A 22,586-nucleotide genomic window follows, 5' to 3' on the forward strand; every position below is an offset into this window, starting at 1 on the left:
GATAGGAAAGACTAATAAAGAAAAAAGGAAGAAAAGATAAAGTTTTTATTAAGATTTTAAAGGAAGCCGAACTTCAAATTTTGTTTGAATTGGATCGCTGTATGCTGTAATTGTTCCTTCATGCTGTTCGATAATATTTTTAGCAATGAATAATCCTAGGCCTGTGCTGTTACGATGTAATGATCGTGAACGGTCGCCAGTATAAAACACATCAAAAATATGGGTCAATTCTTCTTCAGGAATGTAGCTTCCGTAGTTTACAACGTCTACAACAACGTCATTTTGATCAAGATAACCTTTTATATCAAAATATTTTCCTTCTGAACCGTATCGGATTGCGTTTGAAATTAAATTTTCGAAAACCCTTGCCAGCATTTCGCCGTCTCCAAAAATATGAAGGTTCTGGGCCATTTCCACTCTAGCAATTAAATTGTATTTTTCTAAGCTCGGATAAAATTCTTCATTTAGTTGTATGAGCAGTTCCCCGATATTAATAGAATCCTTTTCCATTTTAAGCATCCCATAATTCAGGCGAGAGATTTCAAATAATTCATCGATCAGTTTTTCCAAACGCAATGATTTAGTATGCGCAATCGTTAGAAAGTGCTTCATTTGATCTTCTGATATATGTTGATCCTTCATGAGCAATTCTAAATACCCTAAAACGGACGTAAGCGGAGTCCTTAAATCATGGGCTAAGTTAACAATAAGCTGTTCTTTACTGCTAACTGCAAGATTTTCTCTTTGTAAAGATTCCTTTAATTCCTGTGCAGCTTTATTTATATCTTCTGCAATTAATCGAAATTCATCATTCGTTGAAATATGAACACGGCTTTGAAAGTCTCCATTTGCAAGCTGATGAATACCGGTTGAAATTTTTTCAAAATGTGACCCATAAGACTTTGTAAGTAAAAAGAAAAATAAAATCGCAAGTGGAATAAAAATAATTAAGAAAACATTAATATCTCCGATCCTAGCTATTGTTCTTCGAAGATCTGCTAATGGATCCCCCATTTGCACGTTAGATGTTTGATAATAAAATTGGAGAAGTTTATAGAAACCGAATGTAATAGCACCAGCCAATAACATGCTAATGCATAAACGGATGATCATCTGAGTTCGAAAGCTGCGCAACATTTTACCCATTGAATGAATACCCTACTCCCCAAACGGTTTTAATAAACTTATTTTTATGCTGATCTTCTTTTAATTTTTTTCTCAAGCCCCGAATATGTACCATGACCGTATTGCTGCCTTCATAATAATCTTCGCCCCACACGTGTTCGAAAATGTTCTCTACACTATAAACCTTTTTCGGATAACTTGCTAACAAATATAAAATATCAAACTCTTTTGGTGTTAACTCTATTGTTTCTCCATATAGCTTTACGGTACGTTCATCAGCATTTATGACTAGTCCTGCAACTTCCAGTTCATGACTTTTCCCGTTTGCTTGCTGTAAAAGCTTCGAGCGGCGAAGCTGAGCATTGACTCTTGCGACCAATTCCATCGGGTTGAACGGCTTGGACATATAGTCGTCAGCACCCATAACTAGGCCTGTAATTTTGTCTAAATCTGAAGTTTTAGCGCTTAAAAAAATAACGGGTAGAGCATGTTGCTCACGAACTTGGCGAATGACTTCATAACCATCCATCTTTGGCATCATAATATCTAATATCGCTAAATCGATGTTTCGGGTTTGAATAGCCTGAAGCGCTTCCATTCCATCGTGAACTTTGATGATCTGATAACCTTCTTTCTCCAAATGAAACCCTACTAAATCAGCAATCTCTTTTTCATCATCTGCTATGAGTATTGTTATCATTATTCCACCACCTACGATATAAATCGAAAAAAACCTGAGGTGTGCGGCCTCAGGTTTCGTGTCCAGCTACATAGCCAGACCTATTTGTCCTAGTTCGCAATATAGTGCAAACTATATGTAAGTTTACTTTTTTTCCTTACAATCGGCAAGCGCGCACTATAATAATTAGAAATTGTCATAGATTGTTCATAATTTAAATCTACTCACGAAAGTTCTTCCTTCAGTTTTTCACTCGAACGCTCCCATATTTCTGGATCATGTTCCTTTAAAAAGATTCCAAGTTTTTTCCTTGATTCTTCATCCATATTATGAACAATAATTTGTCCTTTCATCGCCTTATCCATGTGATTTACATGCTCCGGCATCGATTTAAAGCCTCTGCGTGCAGGACGATTAATATATAATTCACACGCAGTGACCCCTGCATAATAAGGTCCTTCTTGCTTACGATCGACTGCAACCCAAATGATCCAATATTTCTTTGTATCTTCCTTCGGATAACTAGTCAAAAGCTCATCAAGCGTTTTTAAGTATCGTACTCCTCGTTCTGTTTTGCTCCTGGCATGCATCGCCTGCAGTTCAATCCACACTTCACCTTCTTCTACATCTATCATAATCGGCGTCACATTTTCTAAACTGAGTGTACCGATTCCGAAACCTTTATGGCCATCTGTTGGGTCATTTTTAATAATATTAAATTCTAGTTTTTTCTTCCCTTGTTCCACAAAAATACCTCCTTACACTTAGCTTTTCCTTATAGAAACATCGCAAACACATTCTGAAGACTTTCAATAAAAAAGGGCACTACCGTACGAATAATCGGATAAATCGTATATGCCCCTAACGGAGTTATGACTAGAACGATAAATATTAATGAACCAAATTGCTCATACTGAGTCATTTTAGCTCTTACCGATGGCGGTAAAAGGTCTTCTAAAATCCTGTATCCATCTAATGGTGGAAGCGGCAGTAAGTTAAAAACAAATAACAACACATTAAAATATACAAATAAATCAAAGAACTTCATTACTAACGGAGGCAAAGACCCGGCCACTCCGGTTACAATTAGTATATATAAAACTCCCATTCCAATGAAAGCAAGCAAAAAATTACTGACTGGTCCCATTAAAGACACTAAAATTCCACCAAGACGTGGATTTTTAAAATGATATCTATTCACCGGAACAGGGCGTGCCCAACCAAAACCAGCGATAAAAATGAGCAATGTACCAATCGGATCCAAATGGTGAATAGGATTCAACGTCAATCTTCCTTGGTTTTTCGCGGTTGAGTCACCTAATTTATATGCTGTATATGCATGTGCAAATTCATGCACTGTAAAAGCTATCAATAATACGGCTGCAATTAACGGAATTTGTTCCAAAGGGAATCTAAGAAAACGCTCCACATATTCAACTCCTTTTTGAGACTCTATTAAAAACATTATAACAAATTAATATTATTGATTCGTTTATTAAAAAAGCATACACTTTTCCTTGAGTACATATTGACTAGGAGGAATTTTAACATGCCTTACGTAACTGTAAAAATGCTAGAAGGACGAACGGAAGAACAGAAAAAAGCATTAGTGGAAAAAGTAACGGCTGCTGTAGTTGAAACAACCGGAGCCTCAACAGACAAAGTTGTTGTTTTCATTGAAGAAATGAGCAAAAGCCATTATGCTGTTGGCGGAAAAAGATTAAGCGACGAATAGTAAAGCGTAAGCGCCTTGCTAGTTATAGCGCTGGACAATAGAAACTTAAGGGCATCGGCACACTCATATTACGCCGATGCCCCATCTAAAACCTTATCCCGCAACAGTCATTTTTTTCAAATCCTCAATATATGCATATGCTTCTTCAATTTCTTCCATAGAATACGATTGTTCACTTTTTAATACGTGAATTTTTTCTTCCACTTCAGGTTTTGCCAATGAGTCAAAGTATAAAACCGTTGACACGAGTTCAAGAAAGCGAGCATTTTTCTCATTCATTTTGCACAAGCATTCCTTCAAATTTGGCAGATCGATTTCATATGCCTCTAAAAATTCCTGCCCCGCTTCCGTCACCCTATACTTATAATGAACATATCCGTTCTTCTCTTCCTTCACTTCATCTATAAAGCCGAAATTACATAATTCCTCGACACGTAATGTCAATTCCTCAGAATATGGTCCGTAAAAATGAAATTCAAACTTTTCTTGAAAAGGAAAATTTAATTTCTTCGCAATATACACGATCTTTTGGAGCTTTTTACGACCGATTATTTCTCCAGACACAGCAAATATATTCATTAATCGTAGATGGTCATTCAGCATGACAAACGTTCAACTCCTGCTTCATTTTTCGGTAATGATTCATCCATGTTTCTTTAGGATGGATAATATTTGCTGTTTGGTTTTTCCATGTTTCGATTGGTCTAAGAGGAAATCCTCCGGGTAATACAATTTATGATCTGTCCGTCTTTTTCCAGAAATCGCTTGTACAATCGTGGATTCCCTAGATAATTCACGTAATTCACCATTCGGCATTAACAAATGAATCGGCAGACGTTCTTCCTCTTCGCCAGGGCGGTAAAAATCATAAGGCAAATCCGAAGAAGAATCGACCGCTAAATAATAGTCAGGATCAATCTCAGCTTTCCGAAACAGCTCATCCAATGTACCCAATAATTTATATTCTTTTGCGGGATCGAACTCTACATATTTCAGTAGATTGCGATTCATAAATCGATTGCATAAATCGCTGAGAATATAGTCCTCTTCGTCCTCCCACATTTGAAAATAATATAAAATAACAGCTTCATCTAATTTTAAATAATCTTCTAATGTCACTTTTTCCTCAAACAGGGAAATAAAATGTGTAGGCTCATACTTAAAAGTATACGAGTTTTCGTATAAAGCTTTGGCGCGCTGCAAAATTTTTGTCAGGATGACTTCCGCGCTCCTCGTTACTGGATGAAAATAAACTTGCCAATACATTTGATAGCGGCTCATAATATAATCTTCTACCGCATGCATCCCCGTGAACTTAAAGACGACTTGATCTTCAAGAGGCCTCATTACGCGTAAAATACGCTCCATGTCAAAATGACCGTAGCTGACACCCGTAAAATACGCATCACGCTGTAGGTAATCCATTCGGTCTGCGTCAATTTGACTCGATATTAAACTGACAACAAGTTTATCTTCGTACGTCTTGCCAACGACATCCGCCACCTTTTGTGGAAAGTCAGGGCCGACACGCTGAAGAACTGCATTCACCTCAGTATCTCCAAGAATGATTTGTCTTGTAAAAAACTCGTGGTCTGTATGGTACACTTTTTCAAATGAATGCGAAAACGGACCGTGTCCTAGATCGTGTAAAAGAGCAGCACAAAGAGAGAGAAGTCTTTCATTTTCATTCCATTCAGGTCTCCCCTTAAAAACATCATCCACAATTCGCCTAACGATTTCGTAAACACCGAGCGAATGATTAAAACGGCTATGCTCTGCACCATGAAACGTCAAATATGTAGTTCCAAGCTGTTTGATTCTCCGAAGTCGTTGAAATTCCTTCGTCCCGATTAAATCCCAAATGATTTTATCTCGGACATGGGCATAACGATGAACAGGGTCTTTGAAAACTTTTTCCTCGCTTAATTTTACATTGGAATGCTGCATCTACAAACCCTCTTCCTATCTATCATGTTTATATTATATCGGTTTTGGATTTTTTTATAAAGCGCATAAGTTTCTATTAATTTATTGACATTTTGGTATATAAATTGGCTTTGTTGTCCATCCTATTATTACCGGAATTAAAAGATAATTAATGGGAGTTGAAATGAATGAAAACACGTCAAGATGCGTGGACGGAAGAAAATGATTTGCTTTTGGCTGAAACAGTGCTCAGACATGTACGTGAAGGCAGTACGCAGCTAAATGCGTTTGAAGAAGTCGGTGATAAACTGAATCGAACATCAGCCGCATGTGGTTTTAGATGGAACGCTGTTGTACGTCATCAATATGAAAAAGCGCTTGATTTAGCTAAAAAACAACGAAAACAACGTCAAAGAATGCTTGGAAAAGAACAAGGCGGCAAGAAGAAACTACTTTACCAACCGCCGATCACTCTCCTTAATGAGAGCCAACTAGAAAGCTCATTAGGACAAGTAGATTCAGTAGAAATGTTCAATGATGAAATGGGAGAAGAAAATACGATTTCCGAACTTGCTCCATTAACTAATTTATTGCCAGTACCTACAATGGTACAATCTGGTGAATTGAACATGGAAAAAGTAATTTCATATCTACAGACGTTTCAAAGTTCCGAGATTCATTTAGATATTTTAAGAAGCGAGAATCAGAGATTAAAAAGGGAACTTACCGAATTACGCAAAGAAAATGATTCATTGAAAAAGCAAGTATCTAAGCTAGAGGATAATTCCGAAACAATGCAAGAAGACTACGAAACACTGATGAAAATCTTAAACCGTGCTCGCAAGCTCGTTTTATTTGATGAAGAAAGTCCTGCTACAACCTTTAAAATGGATAGAAACGGGAATTTAGAGAAATTAGCTGAGTAACACAGAAAAGCAGAAGCGCCTGACCCATCGTATGGATTTCGTATTCCCTGACGAGATAAAGGAAACACGATGAGTCCGATAGGACGAATCGATGTTGACTTATCGTAGGAAGGGAAGGAGAAATCCACTAGTCGATAGGCGCTGGAGCTAGACAATAAAAATAAAGCCGTGAGTATGGACTCACGGCTTTATTTTGCTATTCCTCTCAATCATCCGCTCGTAGTATGATTGAAACCATTCAAGTTCTTGACCTTGTAATGAACTAGAATACAATTTTCCAGCTAACCCTTGCAACGCTTGAAGAAATCGAAGCATTACATCTTGAATGGATAAATCCACCTTTAATAACTCCGACAAAGATGCCATCACTTCAGGACGCACATCTGGAAAATGGTATTTTGATGGTTCATTGAATTTTGCATATGTATAAAAATCACGGACTAATTTAGCACGTTCCTGTCCACTTCCGGTTACACAAAGATAAATTTGAACGGCAACCCCTTTGCGGATGCGACGCTGGGAAATGCCCGCAAATTTTTTCCCATCAATGCTTAAATCATAACTTCCCGGACAATAAGAGCCAACGATTTCATAAGCTTCAATTGTTTGGGAAAAGTCGTTGAACATAAGGCGAATGAGATCATACATAGAATCATAGCCACGATTGATATCAATTCCCTTTTCTGTATCCGGGAAAATGAGAGTAAGGTTCAGGACCCCTTCGTCAAGAACGACAGCAAGTCCGCCTGAATTACGAACAATGCCCTCATAATTTTTCAAAGCTAGAAAATCAAGACCTTTTTGCAAAGCAGGAAGTTTCGTATCTTGTATTCCTAATACTAGAGTGTTAGTGTGAACCCACGCTCGCGCTGTCGGTGGAGAATATCCACTTCCAACTGACATGCAAAGGGTGTCGTCAATCGCGAAAGATTGCATCGCGTGAAATTGAGGGTTCACACTTGATTGGTCGATAATTCTCCATTCTTTTTGCTGTAAAAGCTGGTTGCTTCCTGACATGTACGTAATACTCCTTCAAACTCGCACGATTAATTTTTTTCAAGAGATTGAACCGCAGTAACGAGTGCTAGATTGTACACATCATCTTCACTACATCCGCGCGAAAGGTCATTTACAGGTGAATTTAGCCCTTGCAATATTGGTCCTATTGCTTCAAATCCTCCAAGCCGTTGAGCGATTTTATATCCGATATTTCCTGCTTCCAAACTTGGAAAAATAAAGACATTGGCATCACCTTGAATCGGAGAATTCGGTGCCTTTTTCTTCGCAACAGATGGAACAATTGCAGCATCGAATTGAAATTCTCCATCAATGATTAATTCAGGGTTCAGATCTCGTGCCAATTGCAATGCTGTTTCGACCTTCTTCGTTTCTTCGGACACCGCGGATCCTTTTGTAGAAAAGCTAAGCATCGCAACACGCGGCTCTATATCAAACATAGTCGCTGTTTTTGCACTTTCGACTGCTATTTCTGCTAAATCTTGGGCATCTGGGGCAATATTGATGGCACAATCAGCAAACACATACCGCTCATCACCTTTTACCATAATAAACACACCAGAAGTTTTACCTAGCCCAGGCTTCATTTTGATGATTTGTAAGGCTGGGCGAACTGTATCTGCAGTGGAATGTACAGCTCCACTAACTAATCCATGTGCTTTATTCATATACACCAGCATTGTTCCAAAGTAATTTTCACTAAGTAGTAAATTTTGTGCTTCCGATTCGGTCGCCTTTCCTTTTCGCCTTTCTACAAAAGATGCTACCATTTCATCAATTGCAACATATTTAGCTGGATCATATATTTCCATACGATCAAGTGAAACATTTATTTCATCTGCTTTTTCCTGAATCCTCTCCATGTTTCCAATAAAAACTGGAGTCAATACTTCTTCTGCAGCAAGTCTACCTGCAGCAGCAAGCACTCTTGGGTCCAAAGCTTCTGGAAAAACAATTTTCCGATCCCATCCTCGTGCCTTCTCCTTTAAAATTTCAAATAAGTCATTATTCAAGTCAGCCATGGAATTTTCCTCCTGATAAAGTAGTATATCCTATATGACTTTCAATCATAATCCTCTCACTAAGCATATACCCATTCTCGCTAGAAAGATAATAAAATGGTGTGTATTTCTGACAATATTTTTACATAGAGCCCTAATAAGAGAAGCTGTCTGTAAATTATGATATAGTTTATTCTAGTAGCTAGAAGGCTAGAATGAATCACAAACGAATAGAATAGGAGTTGATCCAAATGAGTGAACCAGCACAAACACTAGATGGTTGGTATACACTGCATGATTTTAGAACGATGGATTGGGCTTCATGGAAACGACTTTCAAGCGATGAACGCCAAGCGGCCATTCATGAATTTTCTCAATATCTAGATAAACTTAATGCTGTTCAAGATCGAAAAGAAGGCAGTCATGCTCTCTATACCATTGTTGGTCAAAAAGCTGATTTCATGCTAATGATTTTGCGTCCGACATTGGAAGAATTGAATGAACTTGAAAATGAATTCAATAAATTAACGATTGCTGAATATACCATTCCTACATATTCCTATGTTTCCGTTGTGGAATTGAGCAATTATCTAGCAAAAGAATCAAATGAGGATCCATATCAAAATCCTTATGTTCGTGGACGTTTATATCCGATTTTACCGAAAACGAAGCATGTTTGCTTTTACCCAATGGACAAGCGTCGTGAAGGAAATGACAACTGGTACATGCTTACGATGGAAGAAAGAAAAGAGTTAATGCACAGTCATGGAATGATTGGCCGAAAATATGCCGGAATCATTAAGCAGTTGATTTGTGGGTCTGTCGGATTTGACGACTATGAATGGGGCGTTACATTATTCTCAGATGAGGCTTTGCAGTTTAAAAAGATTGTATATGAAATGAGATTTGACGAAGTAAGTGCCCGTTACGGGGAATTCGGCGCCTTCTTCGTAGGAAATATCTTGGAAGATGATGATTTAGAGAAATTTTTATATGTAAAATAAGAGCATCACAGTCTTCTTTTCTGATTAGGGAAAGAAGACTGTTTTTTTATTTCGTATTCTTAAACATAGATGTGTGGATTTCCGTTACAGGATCAATAAATCTCCGTAGAACCTTCTCTTTATCTACAAATTTTCAAGAATGAAGTACTGCATACTAGCCCTCTTAATTGCATAGTTATGAAAGAGTGAATAAAATTGGTGCTTTTATCATTATTCCTACCCTACATATATTTCTGCTACAAGGTTGCCAATAAGGAAAAGGCACCCGGATTTTTAAGGAGGGAGTAATTTGTCAAATCCATATCAAAATATGGCCGGATATTATCCACCTCAAAATCAAAGGCAGCAAATGCCATTTCCGCAACAAGCACAATTTCCAGCAGGGTTTTATCAGCAACCGATGCAAGTTCCAACTGGCATTCCTGCAAAAGGCGGAGTCAATGTACCGGGCATGCTGCCTATAGAGGAATCCTACATTGAGAATATTCTTCGTCTCAACAAAGGCAAGCTTGTTCATGTTCACAGTACTTTTGAACATAATCCCGAATGGAATGCAAAAATTTTTAATGGAATCATTGAAGCTGCAGGTAGAGACCACCTTATTTTAAGTGATCCTCAAACCGGAAAGAGATACTTAATTCCAATGGTTTATATCGATTATGTAACATTTGACGAGCCGATTGAATATCAGTATCCGTTTGGTGCCGGACCTCTTGCATCTGCACCTCCGAGATAATAGAGAAATGCGAAAGCGCCTGTTTAACGACGTACAGGCCCAAAGGACGTGGCGTTTTAGTAGACGTTCCTTTTTCGGTCTCTGACTGAGATAAAGGAAACACGATGAGTGCAACAGAACGAATCGATGTTGACTTATCGCAGGGAAGATAACAAGAAGTTTGCTAGTCGATGGGCCCTGGAACGGGACAAATATATGCGAAAACGCCTTAATATTTCTAAATATCAAGGCGCTTTTTATGTTTTGAAATTATATCATTTATAAAAGTCACACTGTCGGAAAAAAAGTGTTCATTAGGAATTCCATGCAGAAGCATCCCACCCGTATATTTCACTTCGTCCAACTTCTCTAAAAAATATTCGAAATCCACAATCCCGTTCCCGGCATAAGTAGGATTTAGATCTTCACCCTCCTTAATATCTTTTCCGTGAGCAAGATAAATGTCATTTCCAAGCAAATCAAATGCTTCATCCATAATAGGTCTCACATTTTCTTTATACGCTTGTCCTTTTTGAAACAGATTTGCGACATCCATTATGATTTTTAAACGTGGTGTCTTAAACGTATCCAATAGCTTACGGGCCAACACGGGAGAATTGATACAGTTATTCGGCTCACATTCGATCCCTAGAATTAAATTGTAACACTCCGCTTGCTCTAATACTTTATCAGTGGAAGCTAAGAGATCCTCCCACGCTTCAGGATTTAGGTTATCTTCATGCCATGCCCACATGCTTTTCGTATTCCTGCTACCAGTACAAAGTGTAACAAATTCACAATTTAACTCCCGACTGGCTTCGGCTACAGAAGCGAATCGTTTGTATCCATCTTCTCTCTCCAGTACAGATGGATGAATCATATTGAACGTTCCATTCACTGCGACGATTTCTACTCGATTCCGCTCAGCTTGTCTTTGAATCTCTTGTAATAGACCCGGCTCAAACCTCAAAGGCATCTGTTCATCACAAACTGAAGAAAAATCGAATTGAACTTGTGAGAATCCTGCATCTTTAATCGCTGTAAACAACTCCCTTGTTGTAGGTCGCTGTATTTCAATAGTATACATGCCAATTTCCACAATGGATCACCTGCTTTATAGTGTCTTACTTATCATTTCTATAAAAGGGAGCGAATTCCCTTCATAAATAAAGCACCCTGCTCTTTCTATGAGCATGGTGCTTCATTTTTAATTATTAAAGATGCTTTACCGCAAAAACAATGAGAAGGACCCATGATATAAGAAAAGCAATACCGCCAAACGGTGTAATCGCTCCTAAAATCTTTATTCCTGACGTACTCAATATGTATAAGCTTCCTGAAAAAAGGATAATTCCAATAAGCATCGTCCAGCCGGACCAAGATAAAAGTGAGGAAACGGGTATATTTCTGCCGATTATTCCAATGGCTATTAAGCCAAGAGCATGGAACATTTGGTATGTAACCCCTGTTTTCCAAACTTCCAAATATTTTGGTTCTAGTTTCCCTTCCAATCCATGAGCACCAAAAGCTCCTAAGGCTACGGCTAAAAAAGCGTTAATAGCTCCGATAATAATAAAAATTTTCATTATGAATCACCTCATAGTATTTAGAAATCAAACAGAGAGTCTCCATTCGCTCCGTCATCCATTTTAACTCGTTCTTGTCGAGGGATAGAAATAGTTTGAACTTTTTCTGGAGGAATGCTTTTTTGGGGTGAATAGCCACGGCTGTCTTCTCCTTCTAACGCTAATTCAGCGAGGGCTTTTACTGCATATAAATGCCCTTTTAGCTCCTGCTCTCCATTCGCTTCACGAGCTTTCTTTATTTCAATTTCCATTTTTTCAAGCAATGTTTTATATGAAATATTCATTTCGCCCACTCCAGTCATCCATTTCCAAATGATACGCCATTCACTTTTTCGATTTAGCATTTTTCATTTGCTACAATAACAGCATAGGCATTTTTATGATAAAAATCAAAAATTAAATTACATATGGAAAGGCGTGATCATTCATGGAATGGCTTCAGAAAATAGATTCAGATTATTGGCTAATCGAGCAGGATCGAGGAAATTTAACGGTTAGCTATCGTCTAAAAGAAATCATCTTTTCAGAAAAATCGACCTTTCAGCATGTCATGATTGCGGATTCCTATGATTTTGGGCGGATGTTAGTTTTGGACGGTGTTGTTCAAACGACTGCTCTAGATGGTCATATTTATAATGAAATGATCACCCACGTCCCTCTCTTTATACATAAAAATCCTGAAAAAGTATTGATTATTGGCGGAGGAGATTGCGGTGCCGCGAAAGAAGTAACGAAGCACGTATCCGTCAAAGACATTCATATGGTCGAAATTGATGAGCTTGTCGTCAATGCATGTAGAAAGCATTTGCAAGAAGTCTCAGGAAATCTTTCCGACCCTCGTGTATCATTTATTTTTACTGATGGAATTGAGTTCGTTAAAAAAACTGAACAAACATACGATGTCATTATCGTAGATTCTTCTGACCCCGAAGGTCCAGCTGAACAATTATTTGAATTCGAATTTTATCAACATCTTAAAAGGAAGTTAAAGGATGATGGCATTTTAGTTTGTCAAAGCCAATCACCCTTGTTCCAAGCAAATATTACTAGAAATACATTCAATAACTTTCAAGAGTTATTTGCACATGCAGATGTTTATTATGCAGTTGTCCCTACGTATCCAGGTGGTTTTTGGAGTTTTACAATTGGTTCAAAATCTCCAATTAACATAAGCTGCGAGTCGCTAGTTGACGTAAATACAAAATATTTCAATAAGGATATGATGGTCAGCAGTTTTAAGCTACCACAATTTCTTGCCAAGAAAATTATATATTAGGAATTTGCCAATCAATTGGCGTTTCACCTAATCCCTGCAAAATTTCATTCGTTTTTGAAAAAGGACAGCTGCCAAAGAAGCCCTTCCTTGCAGCAAACGGACTTGGATGTGGGGATTGGATAATTTTATGTTTTTTCGTATTAATAAGCGCAATTTTCTCTTGCGCAGGACGCCCCCAAAGAATAAAAACGACTGGCTTCTCTCTTTCATTGAGCAAGGATATGACTTTATCGGTAAACGTCTCCCATCCTTTTCCGCGATGTGAAAATGCCTGCCCCGCTCTAACAGTCAAAATTGTATTTAGCATGAGGACACCTTGTTCTGCCCACTTTACTAAATAACCGTTATTTGGAACATCGCACCCCATATCATTTTTTAATTCTTTAAATATATTCCGCAAAGACGGAGGAATTCGAACTTCAGGTTTAACCGAAAAACTAAGCCCGTGCGCTTGACCTGGCCCGTGATAAGGATCTTGACCAAGAATAACAGCTTTCACATGTTCATAGGGTGTGTAATGAAGAGCATTAAAGATATCGTTCTGATCTGGATATACAGTTAGTTTTAAATACTCCTCCATTAAAAATTCACGTAGTTTTTTAAAATAGGGTTTTTGAAACTCCGATTCTAATAGCGGAGCCCAATCATTTTTAAAGACAATGCCCATGATGTATCTTCCTTTCAGTGGTTTCCTCTTTTTCTTTACCCACTTTTTCGTAATTCATGTTTCATTTAAAATGTATCCAGTTATATAAATACTGTCCATTCATTTACTAGAAAAGGAGATGTAATATATGAATACCGTCAGAGTTTACGAGAATGGTCTAGAGGCAAAAAACAATCAATGAATATACTGCCCAAGGCTTTAATCACGATGATATTTATTTATTTGTCCATGATGAAGAAAGTGCGAAGGGATTTGACGGACGTTTCACGTACCGGAACAGCAGGAATGGGAGAATTAGGAGTTTTTGGTGCGGTAACCAATGTATTCAGAAAAAGAAGGGGAAGAGCTTCGCCCTAAATTCGAATCAGTTGGCTTAAGCGAAGCAGAAGCGGAACAATATAAAAAAGTACTCGATGACCATGATTAGGGTCTTGACTAAGTATAACAGCTTTCATGTTTTCATAAGGCATAAAATGGGAAGTATTTAACATTTAAAATGAACATAGTTCTTACCACTTATTAAGCGTCAATTAATTAAAACAGACCCACTATACTTATAATCACACGGTGTTACCCCAAACTGTTTCTTAAAAGTCCTGAAAAAATAACTTTTATTATCAAAACCTAAATCGTAGGCAATTTGTTCTACAGGTTTTGTTGTATTGTTTAACATTTCTTTTGCCTTTTCCATTTTAATTCGGGTTACAAATTCGATGAAGTTTTCGCCTGTTTCTTTTTTGAACACTCTGCTAAAATAGCTGGCGTTTAGGTGTAAATGGTTAGCTACTTCTGTTAAGGAAATTTTTTTATTTATGTGTTCGTGTACGAATCGCTGTGCTTTAAATACTTCTTCATTTTTAGGGGAGGATTCGATGATGTCTGCATATTCAATCATTTTAAGGACGATCTCATTCATGACCATTTCTAATTCTTTAAATGTTTCAACTGGTTGTATTAATTTATTTGTCGATGATACATCTTCCTGATGTTCAAGTCGGCCTAACGACTTGAAGGATAGTCTTAAATCTAGCACTAATTTTGTAGCCCAATCTTTTACAACGGAAGGGTGATATTGGTGCTGTTTGATTTTTTTTATTTTTTCACCGATATATTTTTTGGCTTCTTCTTGATCCTTTTTTAAAATTAACTGCCTCAAATAATCTTGAGTTTCATTATATCCATGAAAGATCGATTGCTCTGTGTATGAAACCAATTCAAACTTTTGAAAAGAGTGATGTTCATAATAAAAACGTTGCTCCATATGGTTGTATAATGTTTGGATAGACTTAACTAACCCCTCATGCAACTGGTTTCCTTCACCAATTAATGTAGTAAGCGTGATTTTTAAATAAGTTTCGAGCTTGTTATAAAATTCGAACAGTATTTTTTCAATCAAATTTTCCGTTTCAGTTTGACCTAATTTTTTTGATGAAAATAATAAAAAGAATTTCCCTTTTAAATAAAATTCTTCTACATGGAATGGCATGGGGAGAATAATTTCTTCTAAAATATTCTGAATGCTGAAATATAGCAACGTTTCTTTTTCATATTTTTTGATTGCTTTATGATATTGATCGATAAAGCATAATACAGCAGTATATCTCTCACCTGAAAAATTCATATCCAGCAATTCTTCTTGTTTTTCCCACCATTCAGCAGTCGGGCCCAAGTTATCCAATAGTAATTCTTCCATAAATTTGGATTTTAGTGCCATATTATTCTCTTGCAATAACTGTTTCGCCTTGATTTGTTGATGCTTAGTGGTTTTTTCATTGTCCAGCTTTGTTTTGATTCTTTTAATTAACTTGATAATCATGTCCTCTTCCATAGATTCTTTTAAAATATAATCGTAGGTTCCTAGCTTTAAAGCCTTCTGAGCTAAATGGAATTCATCATGACAAGAGATAATGACATTGATTGAATCTATCTTTCTTTTTGATACATTTTCCAACAGATCTATTCCATTCATAAAGGGCATCCCTATATCAGTAATGAGCAGGTCAACAGTATTTTCCTCTAAAAATTCCAGCGCTTCAGTCCCATCTTGGAAGCTATCTACCACTTGAAAATTGTAATCATTCCAAGGGATTGCCGCATGTAAAAATTCCGTCACCATCACATCATCATCTACTAGTACGACATTATACAAGTTCATTCTCCTTCCTTATTGGAATCTCGAAAGTAAAGGATGTTCCGATATGTTGTTCACTCTTCACATTCAGATGAAAAGCGTCCCCATAGATGAGTTTTAATCGTTGATACACATTTTGCACACCAATCCCTGTAAAGGAAGCTTTATATTTATTACTAGTCGAAGCTTGATTTTCATATATTCGTTTTCGTAACTCTAGCAACCTCTTTTGCGGTATGCCAACACCATCATCAGCTACAGTAAGCGTTAACAATTCTTGTGATTGTTCTGCCGCTATTTTTATAATGCCATTTTTTTGTTTGTACCCATGGATAATAGAATTTTCAATAACTGGCTGCAAGAAAAACCTCGGTACCTTTAATTTTTTTACTTCCTCATCAATAAAGATATCTAGTTCAGCATTATACTTGTGTCTAAAATTCATTAAATCAACATAATGTTTGACGACCATCAGCTCATCTTCCAAAGTGATAAACGCGTTGTTTCGATTGATTGTCATCCGCAGCAACGCAGATAAAGAATAAATAAGGGCTGCACTATCTTGATCTCCAGACAGTTTAATTTTTAGGCGAATGGCATTTAGTGTATTGAATAGAAAGTGTGGATTAATTTGCGCTTGTAACATCTCAAGTTCGGCATTCCGCTTTTGTTCTTCTTGAATTCGAACTTGTTCAATCATCGTTTCTACTGTATCCAGCATATGGTCAAATGATTGACCTAAATGCGCCAAATCGTTATTTCCAAATATATTGGCACGCGCTCTTAAATCCCCTTCCTCTACTGATTTTGTCACTTTATTTAGTTTCAAAACTGGTTTTGTAATTTCTCTCACTAACACAATCAGACCTAAAAGAAAGATTAATAAAAAAACACCTTGAATTAATATAGTTGTTCTACTGACATTGTTAATTGCGCCAATGGTGTCGTGATAAGGCACTAAACTGACTAAGCGCCAATTTGCATAAGATAATGGATATGTGACTAATAAATGTTGTTCATTATTAAAATCAATAACATTATATTGATTCTGTTTTACTTGAAAGGGTAGTTTTTCTCCAATTTTTGATTTATCCTCACTTGAGAAAATAACTCCATTTTCATCAGTAAGGAAAAAATGAGTAGGAATCTCAGATTGAAAAGCTTCAAATAAATGACTAATTCGACTTTCGTCTAAACTTATAATGACATAAGCTTTTAATTCACCAGAGCTTTCTATCTTTCTTCCAATCGTGATTAAATATGGCGTTAAATTACTATCTTTAGCAATATAGTTTTTATGTGCTCCAAGCCAAAAAGATTTATAGAAGTTTAAATCCTTTAATTGATCAAACCATGGTTCTTCGTAAAATTCACGAGGATCGTATTCAAGGGTTGAGTAATTGGTATAAAATAAGTTATTCTCAAAAAGAATCGTGATATAAGTAGGAGATAGTAAATCTGTTATCCCGGCCAGTGCCTTAGTCACTTCTGTATGATGGAGAGCTAATTTGTTTTTATTCTCGAAAGAGTGAAGATTTAGCGCTTGATATGATTTTAACAACCGATTAAACTCCGTATTAAACTGAATATAATTGGAAGTATACATAATATCGTCCAAAATATTGTTCACACTAAGTTCAATCATTCGCAGTGAATTCCGAGATTCTTCAACCGCACGTTTTTCCAAAAGATCTTTCGTGATGTAATTGGATACAACATAGGTACCCATCCAAGGTAATAATATACAAATAATGACGGCTATGATGAGGCGACTACGTAGGGATAAACTATGAAGCATATGTAATAGTTTCCGCAAAAATGTATCCCCTTTCAAAAAGGCAGGTAGAATACCTTAATTATAACAAAATTCAAAAATTAGAGGGGAAGCATAGATAGCAGTTGGGAAAGTCTATTTTCAAGGCAAGCAGGCGGGTTTAATGGCAATGTAATGTGCCAGCCCGCCAACATAACAGATTCAAACGGTTTATTGTTACCCCTTCACTCCCCCCAACTGGATACCTTCAATGACATTCTTTTGGCCGATGATGAAAATGATTAATAGCGGAACGATCGCTGATACAGATGCTGCCATCATTAAAGAATAAACACTTCCATGTTCATCAGCAAAACTATTGACTCCTAGTTGAATTGTATATAATGCTTTTGTTCTTAAGAAAATTAATGGGTTTTGAAAATCATTCCAAGTCCAAATAAATCGTAAAATCGCATAGGTTGCTATTGCTGGCCGAACAAGTGGTAAGGCAATAGATGCAAATATCCGAAAATGTCCCGCTCCGTCCATCCTTGCAGATTCGATAATTTCATTATTAATTCCTAAATAAAATTGGCGTAGCATGAACGTACCGAATACACTAAAGCTATTTAATAAAATTAAGCCTAAATGAGTATCGTATAAACCAATCCACCGATACAATAAAAATTGAGTAACTAATAATGTTTGTGGTGGAATCATAAAGGTTGCCAATATGATGAAAAATAACAAGTCGCGACCTTTAAAATTTATTTTTGCAAATCCGTAGGCTGCAAGGCAAGAGACCGTGACTGAGGTTAAAGTTGTTAATACGGTTACTTTAATCGAGTTCCAATATAATAAGAGAAATGGCATCGAGCCAGTCCAAACGATTGTATAATTTTCAATAGCATTCCATGTGTGCGGAATCCATTGGATTGGGAAAGTTAATACTTCTTTCTCGATTTTTAAGGAGGAGGATATCATCCATAGGAAAGGAAGCAAAAACGCAACCCCAAGAATTGTCATGATGGCTGTAATGATTATTTTTCTCACATCTAAACTTGCTGTCATTGTACTTCTCCCTCCCTCTTAATAATTCACCCATTTTTTCTGCCCTAAAAATTGAATGTAAGTGATTGCTAGAATAATAATAAACATTACTAATGCAATGGCTGATGCGTAGCCTGTTTTCAACTCAAGAAATGCTTGTTGATATAAATATACAACTGGGGTTATTGTTGAATTTGCAGGCCCACCCCCTGTTAAAACAATAATTAAATCAAACACTTTAAAGCTAGAAATTACTCCCGTTACTAGTAATAAAAATGTTGTTGGCGACACTAAAGGAATCGTTATTTTAGTAAATTGATACCATGCTGATGCTCCATCAATTTCTGCCGCCTCATACAGTTCCTGTGGAATATTTTGCAAGCCAGCCAAATAAATAATTAAATTAAAGCCGATACCTGTCCAAATCATAATGATCATAACCGATGGTAGGGAAAAGGTTACATCCGCAATCCACCCTGGCGGATTTTCCACCCCTAACTTCATTAATATTTGATTAATCGGCCCCTTTGTTGGATGGAATAAAACCTGAAACACCACCGCTACTGCAACAACACTAGAGATAAACGGCATAAAAAAAATGACTTTAAATACGTCTTTAAAATATATGAAATTATTAATCACAACAGCTAATGACAACGAAATAAACAGTGTAATGGGAATTGCCAACACTAAAATTAAATTATTCTGTAATGCTTTTAAAAATATACTGTTGGTTAATAAAGCAGTAAAATTGTCAAAACCAATCCAACTTGCTTTTTTATACCCTGAAACAAAATTCCAGTCTGTAAAACTTAAAATAAGTGAAGAAATGATTGGAAATAAAACCAATACGGACGTCCCTATAAACATTGGTGCAATAAACAAATATCCAGATACATTTTCTTTCCATCCACTAAAGGGGTCTCCATTTCGTTTTTTAACCTTTTTTTTCACTTTATGTTTCATGATGGTAGTTTCTGTCATATGACTTTTCATTTCGCTTGCCATTTTTTCACCTTCTTTTTTGTAAGTAGCCTTTGGCCGTTCTAGTTTGTTTAGGAGAAGAAGTGTATAGAATTTAATCCATACACTTCCCTTAGAAAATTAATAGTATAAGTGTTTAAAAGTATTAATTTCTAAAATAAGCCTCTCGTTGTAGCTCCAACGCCTATCGACTAGCAAACTTCTTGTCCTTTTCTTTTGCGTAAGTCAAAGACCGGAAGAAGAACGTCGACTAAAATCGCCACGTCCTTATGTCTTCGTAGACGGACCCACATCCTGTGGGCCTGTACGTCGATGAGCAAGGCGCTTCCGCTTTTCTTAGTTATTTGTTGGCTTTCACAATGGACTCTGTTTTATCTATGATATTTTTCATGGTTGTATCGATATCCTGTTCACCTAATAGATAAAGTTCTACTTGTGCATCAAATTCAGTTAGAACTTCCGTAATATATGTTGCTGGCGCAAATGATTTACTTGGCTGGACAGATGTTAAAGCATGCGATAAAGATGGAAGATCAACAGCTTCTGGGTTAGCAGTATTTTTAACCAAAGTTTCAAGAACACTGTCTAAATCGGCATTCTTCCATGATGGTGTCCAAACCTCTTGCGCCACTATACCTTCTGTTGTCATCCAGCGAATAAAATCATATGCTTCTTGTTTGTACTCTGAATTTTCTGCGATGCTAATTATATCCCCACCCATATTCGCATAGTTGTCACCTGGCTCATTTTGTGGCCAAGGTGCCCATGCAATCTCGAAATCAGGCGTAAATTGTCCCCATTCAGTGATCATAAAACTAGAAATGGGTATCATACTTACAGACTGACTAAAAAATTGTTGGCGATAATTCATATTCTGTGACAATATTTCACTGAGAGGGACTGAACTCTTATCAATATTCTCTAATTGATTCCGCAGTTCAAGAGAAGCCTTTAACATTGGATCGTCCGCATTGGAGGAACCGTCCTCTTTTAAAATAATCGTATTATCCGCTTTGCTAATTAATTTTAAAGAGGATTGAAAATTATGCCATATGTGCAAATAAGAACCATAATGATCATCTGTCGTTAATTTTTTTGCATATTCCGCATAATCTTCCCATGTCCATTCTTTTGGGATGTCTAATCCCGCTTCATCTAAATGATTTTTATTCATCATGACCAAGTTCGTAACATTTTTCATCGGTAATCCATAATATTTTCCTTCAATGGCCGGATAGCTATTATTATAGACTTCATCAATGTCGATTCCTTCATCATTAAGAAACTGATCGATAGGGGCTACCAACCCAGCATCAACACGTTTGACTAAATCATTTATATTACTAAACATTAGTATATCGATTTGCTCTCCTGCAGATGCCATTAAATCTAGCTGCTTGACATAATCGGCGTGTGTCATGTTTTCTACTAAGGGCATCGATTCAATTTTTATACCTGGATGTTCTTCTTCATATTTTTTAATGACCTTTTCCCACTTGCCATTTTCTTCATTAATCCAGTGAACAAATTTTAAAGTGATTTCATCTTTGCTTTTCCCGGATTTTTTTCCAGCGGATTCGGCCTCTTTACTTCCCCCACCAGAACAAGCTGCCAACACCAATATCATCAGCCCAATAAAACAAAGTAATCCGAATTTTTTCATCGATATTTTCCTCCTTTTTTTCTGTTTAGAAGTCGTAAATGAATGCGTTTACATTCTTTATCTGAGTATAGCTGTAATTATTTTTCAGAGTAATGCACAATTTTTACTCAAATAGAAAAATTTTTACCTTTATTGAAAATTCGTTCTCTTCTCTATTAGAATTGGTAGATTTCGATACAGAAAAATAAAAAAGAAGCTATCCAAAAACAGTTATTCAAAACTGTCAATGTGAACAGCCTCTCCTAAAAAAAAATAAATTCTACTCCGTAACGTTAATTGCTTTTTCCTGAGCCACCAAACACAATTCCGCCGCTTTAAATGCATGCGCTTGTGTCATTGCGTTTTCTGTACGATGGATGCAATCTTTGATCAACTCCCCGAAGAATGGATATCCAACTTTGCCTTTAAGATCAAAGTATTTTTCCCCTTCTTGATTAACGAGATAAAGATGATTGCCACCATTTTCCCGTGTCAAATCAACGTACTTTCTAATTTCAATTGTTCCTTTTGTACCGACGATAAACGTCCGCCCATCTCCCCATGTGCTCAATCCATCAGGTGTAAACCAATCGACACGGAAATATTGAGTGGCCCCGTTGTCCCCTACTAATGTGGCATCTCCATAATCTTCAAGTTCTGGATATTCCGGATTATCGTAGTTTGCGACTTTACTATGTAATACTTTCGCATCTTTAGCGCCCGAATAGAACAGAAACTGCTCGATCTGATGGCTCCCTATATCGCATAAAATACCGCCGTACTTTTCTTTCTTGAAAAACCAATCTGGTCGACTAGGCGCATTTAACCGATGAGGACCGAAGCCTGTCACTTGGATGACTCTTCCTATGGCACCTTTTTCAATTAGTTGACCAGCAAATACGGCACTTTCTACATGAAGACGCTCACTGTAATAAACCATATATTTTTTTCCAGTTTCCTGAACAACTCTTTTTGTTTCTTTCAATTGCTCCAATGTTGTAAATGGAGTTTTGTCCGTAAAATAGTCTTTCCCCGCTCGCATGACACGATTACCTAAAGGACTTCTCTCAGATGGTACAGCCGCTGCTGCCACAAGTTTTACTTCCTTATCTTCTAAAATCTCATCGATATTGTTCGCCTGTTTAGCTTGTGGATAAGTTTTTAAAAATTGTTCTACCTTAGCTTGATCAGGATCATATACCCATTTCAATGTTGCGCCTGCTTCAATCAATCCATTGCATTGGCCGTAAATATGTCCATGATCTAAAGCAATCGCTGCAAAAATAAATTCTCCTTCTTTTACAACTGGATTAGGTTTTCCTTTTGGCGCGTAATTCATTCCATCTCGATTACTCATGGTTTAAATCAC

General features: G+C 36.9%; 24 protein-coding genes. 6 read left to right on the forward strand and 18 right to left on the reverse strand.

The genetic code is table 11. The features are described from left to right. Positions 1 to 48: 48 nt before the first annotated feature. The 4 genes from KHA97_RS12590 to KHA97_RS12605 form a co-directional block, all read right to left on the reverse strand. Complete coding sequence (locus KHA97_RS12590; protein ID WP_213125076.1) at positions 49 to 1,146, reverse strand: sensor histidine kinase; 1,098 nt, start codon at positions 1,144 to 1,146, stop codon at positions 49 to 51. Then, a complete protein-coding gene (locus KHA97_RS12595) occupies positions 1,139 to 1,825 on the reverse strand; it encodes a response regulator transcription factor (protein ID WP_213125077.1) in 687 nt (228 codons plus the stop codon). The genes KHA97_RS12590 and KHA97_RS12595 overlap by 8 nt, the downstream gene beginning before the upstream one ends. 203 nt (positions 1,826 to 2,028) lie before the next feature. Beyond that, positions 2,029 to 2,550, reverse strand: a complete 522-nt coding sequence (locus KHA97_RS12600; RefSeq protein ID WP_213125078.1) for a YwhD family protein — start codon at positions 2,548 to 2,550, stop codon at positions 2,029 to 2,031. Positions 2,551 to 2,579: 29 nt separating this feature from the next. Continuing rightward, positions 2,580 to 3,233 carry a site-2 protease family protein gene (locus KHA97_RS12605; RefSeq protein WP_213125079.1) on the reverse strand — a complete coding sequence of 218 codons (654 nt, stop codon included), beginning with the start codon at positions 3,231 to 3,233 and terminating at the stop codon, positions 2,580 to 2,582. A 54-nt stretch (positions 3,234 to 3,287) separates the two neighbouring features. Here KHA97_RS12605 and KHA97_RS12610 point away from each other — a divergent pair, with 54 nt between their 5' ends. Further along, on the forward strand, positions 3,288 to 3,539 hold the full coding sequence (locus KHA97_RS12610; protein WP_267912427.1) for a 2-hydroxymuconate tautomerase: 252 nt from the start codon (positions 3,288 to 3,290) through the stop codon (positions 3,537 to 3,539). A 93-nt stretch (positions 3,540 to 3,632) separates the two neighbouring features. Here KHA97_RS12610 and KHA97_RS12615 read toward each other — a convergent pair whose 3' ends face one another. Then, complete coding sequence (locus tag KHA97_RS12615; protein ID WP_213125080.1) at positions 3,633 to 4,142, reverse strand: YwgA family protein; 510 nt, start codon at positions 4,140 to 4,142, stop codon at positions 3,633 to 3,635. Positions 4,143 to 4,181: 39 nt separating this feature from the next. Then, positions 4,182 to 5,486 carry an HD domain-containing protein gene (locus KHA97_RS12620; RefSeq protein WP_213125081.1) on the reverse strand — a complete coding sequence of 435 codons (1,305 nt, stop codon included), beginning with the start codon at positions 5,484 to 5,486 and terminating at the stop codon, positions 4,182 to 4,184. Positions 5,487 to 5,653: 167 nt separating this feature from the next. Between KHA97_RS12620 and KHA97_RS12625 the strand changes: the two genes are divergently transcribed. Continuing rightward, positions 5,654 to 6,391, forward strand: a complete 738-nt coding sequence (locus KHA97_RS12625; RefSeq protein WP_213125082.1) for an RsfA family transcriptional regulator — start codon at positions 5,654 to 5,656, stop codon at positions 6,389 to 6,391. Positions 6,392 to 6,571: 180 nt separating this feature from the next. On the opposite strand, the gene KHA97_RS12630 is transcribed toward KHA97_RS12625, so the two are convergent. Both KHA97_RS12630 and pta read right to left on the reverse strand, forming a co-directional pair. Then, positions 6,572 to 7,408 carry a lipoate--protein ligase family protein gene (locus tag KHA97_RS12630; RefSeq protein ID WP_213125083.1) on the reverse strand — a complete coding sequence of 279 codons (837 nt, stop codon included), beginning with the start codon at positions 7,406 to 7,408 and terminating at the stop codon, positions 6,572 to 6,574. A 29-nt stretch (positions 7,409 to 7,437) separates the two neighbouring features. Next, positions 7,438 to 8,430 carry a phosphate acetyltransferase gene (gene pta / locus KHA97_RS12635; RefSeq protein ID WP_213125084.1) on the reverse strand — a complete coding sequence of 331 codons (993 nt, stop codon included), beginning with the start codon at positions 8,428 to 8,430 and terminating at the stop codon, positions 7,438 to 7,440. A 230-nt stretch (positions 8,431 to 8,660) separates the two neighbouring features. On the opposite strand from pta, the gene hemQ reads away from it, so the two are divergent. Both hemQ and gerQ read left to right on the forward strand, forming a co-directional pair. Further along, complete coding sequence (gene hemQ / locus KHA97_RS12640) at positions 8,661 to 9,413, forward strand: hydrogen peroxide-dependent heme synthase (protein WP_213125085.1); 753 nt, start codon at positions 8,661 to 8,663, stop codon at positions 9,411 to 9,413. 349 nt (positions 9,414 to 9,762) lie between these two features. After that, positions 9,763 to 10,149 (forward strand): spore coat protein GerQ, encoded by a 387-nt coding sequence (gene gerQ / locus KHA97_RS12645; RefSeq protein WP_407658036.1) that lies wholly within the window; start codon positions 9,763 to 9,765, stop codon positions 10,147 to 10,149. Between the two features lie 217 nt (positions 10,150 to 10,366). Here the strand turns inward: gerQ and KHA97_RS12650 are convergent, their stop codons facing one another. The 3 genes from KHA97_RS12650 to KHA97_RS12660 all read right to left on the reverse strand — a co-directional run bounded on the left by KHA97_RS12650 (position 10,367) and on the right by KHA97_RS12660 (position 11,998). Then, positions 10,367 to 11,227, reverse strand: coding sequence for a sugar phosphate isomerase/epimerase family protein (locus tag KHA97_RS12650; RefSeq protein WP_213125086.1), 861 nt, complete (start codon positions 11,225 to 11,227; stop codon positions 10,367 to 10,369). Between the two features lie 115 nt (positions 11,228 to 11,342). Next, positions 11,343 to 11,714 (reverse strand): DUF423 domain-containing protein, encoded by a 372-nt coding sequence (locus KHA97_RS12655; protein ID WP_213125087.1) that lies wholly within the window; start codon positions 11,712 to 11,714, stop codon positions 11,343 to 11,345. 20 nt (positions 11,715 to 11,734) lie between these two features. Beyond that, positions 11,735 to 11,998: a YwdI family protein gene (locus tag KHA97_RS12660; protein ID WP_213125088.1), complete on the reverse strand. Its 264-nt coding sequence runs from the start codon at positions 11,996 to 11,998 to the stop codon at positions 11,735 to 11,737. Between the two features lie 143 nt (positions 11,999 to 12,141). Here KHA97_RS12660 and speE point away from each other — a divergent pair, with 143 nt between their 5' ends. Beyond that, the gene (speE, locus tag KHA97_RS12665) at positions 12,142 to 12,990 is read left to right on the forward strand and encodes a polyamine aminopropyltransferase (RefSeq protein WP_213125089.1); all 849 of its coding nucleotides are present in this window, start codon (positions 12,142 to 12,144) and stop codon (positions 12,988 to 12,990) included. On the opposite strand, the gene KHA97_RS12670 is transcribed toward speE, so the two are convergent. Then, positions 12,980 to 13,657 (reverse strand): uracil-DNA glycosylase, encoded by a 678-nt coding sequence (locus KHA97_RS12670; RefSeq protein ID WP_213125090.1) that lies wholly within the window; start codon positions 13,655 to 13,657, stop codon positions 12,980 to 12,982. The two genes, speE and KHA97_RS12670, sit on opposite strands and share 11 nt — an antisense overlap. A gap of 319 nt (positions 13,658 to 13,976) precedes the next feature. On the opposite strand from KHA97_RS12670, the gene KHA97_RS24030 reads away from it, so the two are divergent. Further along, a complete protein-coding gene (locus tag KHA97_RS24030; protein WP_233713466.1) occupies positions 13,977 to 14,084 on the forward strand; it encodes a general stress protein in 108 nt (35 codons plus the stop codon). Positions 14,085 to 14,183: 99 nt separating this feature from the next. Here the strand turns inward: KHA97_RS24030 and KHA97_RS12680 are convergent, their stop codons facing one another. The 6 genes from KHA97_RS12680 to KHA97_RS12705 all read right to left on the reverse strand — a co-directional run bounded on the left by KHA97_RS12680 (position 14,184) and on the right by KHA97_RS12705 (position 22,574). Further along, positions 14,184 to 15,806 (reverse strand): response regulator transcription factor, encoded by a 1,623-nt coding sequence (locus KHA97_RS12680; RefSeq protein ID WP_213125091.1) that lies wholly within the window; start codon positions 15,804 to 15,806, stop codon positions 14,184 to 14,186. Then, positions 15,799 to 17,604, reverse strand: coding sequence for a sensor histidine kinase (locus KHA97_RS12685; RefSeq protein WP_213125092.1), 1,806 nt, complete (start codon positions 17,602 to 17,604; stop codon positions 15,799 to 15,801). The genes KHA97_RS12680 and KHA97_RS12685 overlap by 8 nt, the downstream gene beginning before the upstream one ends. A 174-nt stretch (positions 17,605 to 17,778) precedes the next feature. Then, positions 17,779 to 18,612, reverse strand: a complete 834-nt coding sequence (locus tag KHA97_RS12690; RefSeq protein WP_213125093.1) for a carbohydrate ABC transporter permease — start codon at positions 18,610 to 18,612, stop codon at positions 17,779 to 17,781. Positions 18,613 to 18,630: 18 nt separating this feature from the next. Next, positions 18,631 to 19,599, reverse strand: a complete 969-nt coding sequence (locus KHA97_RS12695; protein ID WP_233713467.1) for a carbohydrate ABC transporter permease — start codon at positions 19,597 to 19,599, stop codon at positions 18,631 to 18,633. Between the two features lie 316 nt (positions 19,600 to 19,915). Then, a complete protein-coding gene (locus tag KHA97_RS12700; protein ID WP_213125094.1) occupies positions 19,916 to 21,238 on the reverse strand; it encodes an ABC transporter substrate-binding protein in 1,323 nt (440 codons plus the stop codon). A gap of 259 nt (positions 21,239 to 21,497) precedes the next feature. Continuing rightward, positions 21,498 to 22,574, reverse strand: a complete 1,077-nt coding sequence (locus KHA97_RS12705) for a Gfo/Idh/MocA family protein (RefSeq protein WP_213125095.1) — start codon at positions 22,572 to 22,574, stop codon at positions 21,498 to 21,500. Positions 22,575 to 22,586 lie beyond the last annotated feature (12 nt).

It is taken from the genome of Lederbergia citri, from assembly GCF_018343625.1.
GTDB lineage: Bacteria > Bacillota > Bacilli > Bacillales > Bacillaceae_C > Lederbergia > Lederbergia citri.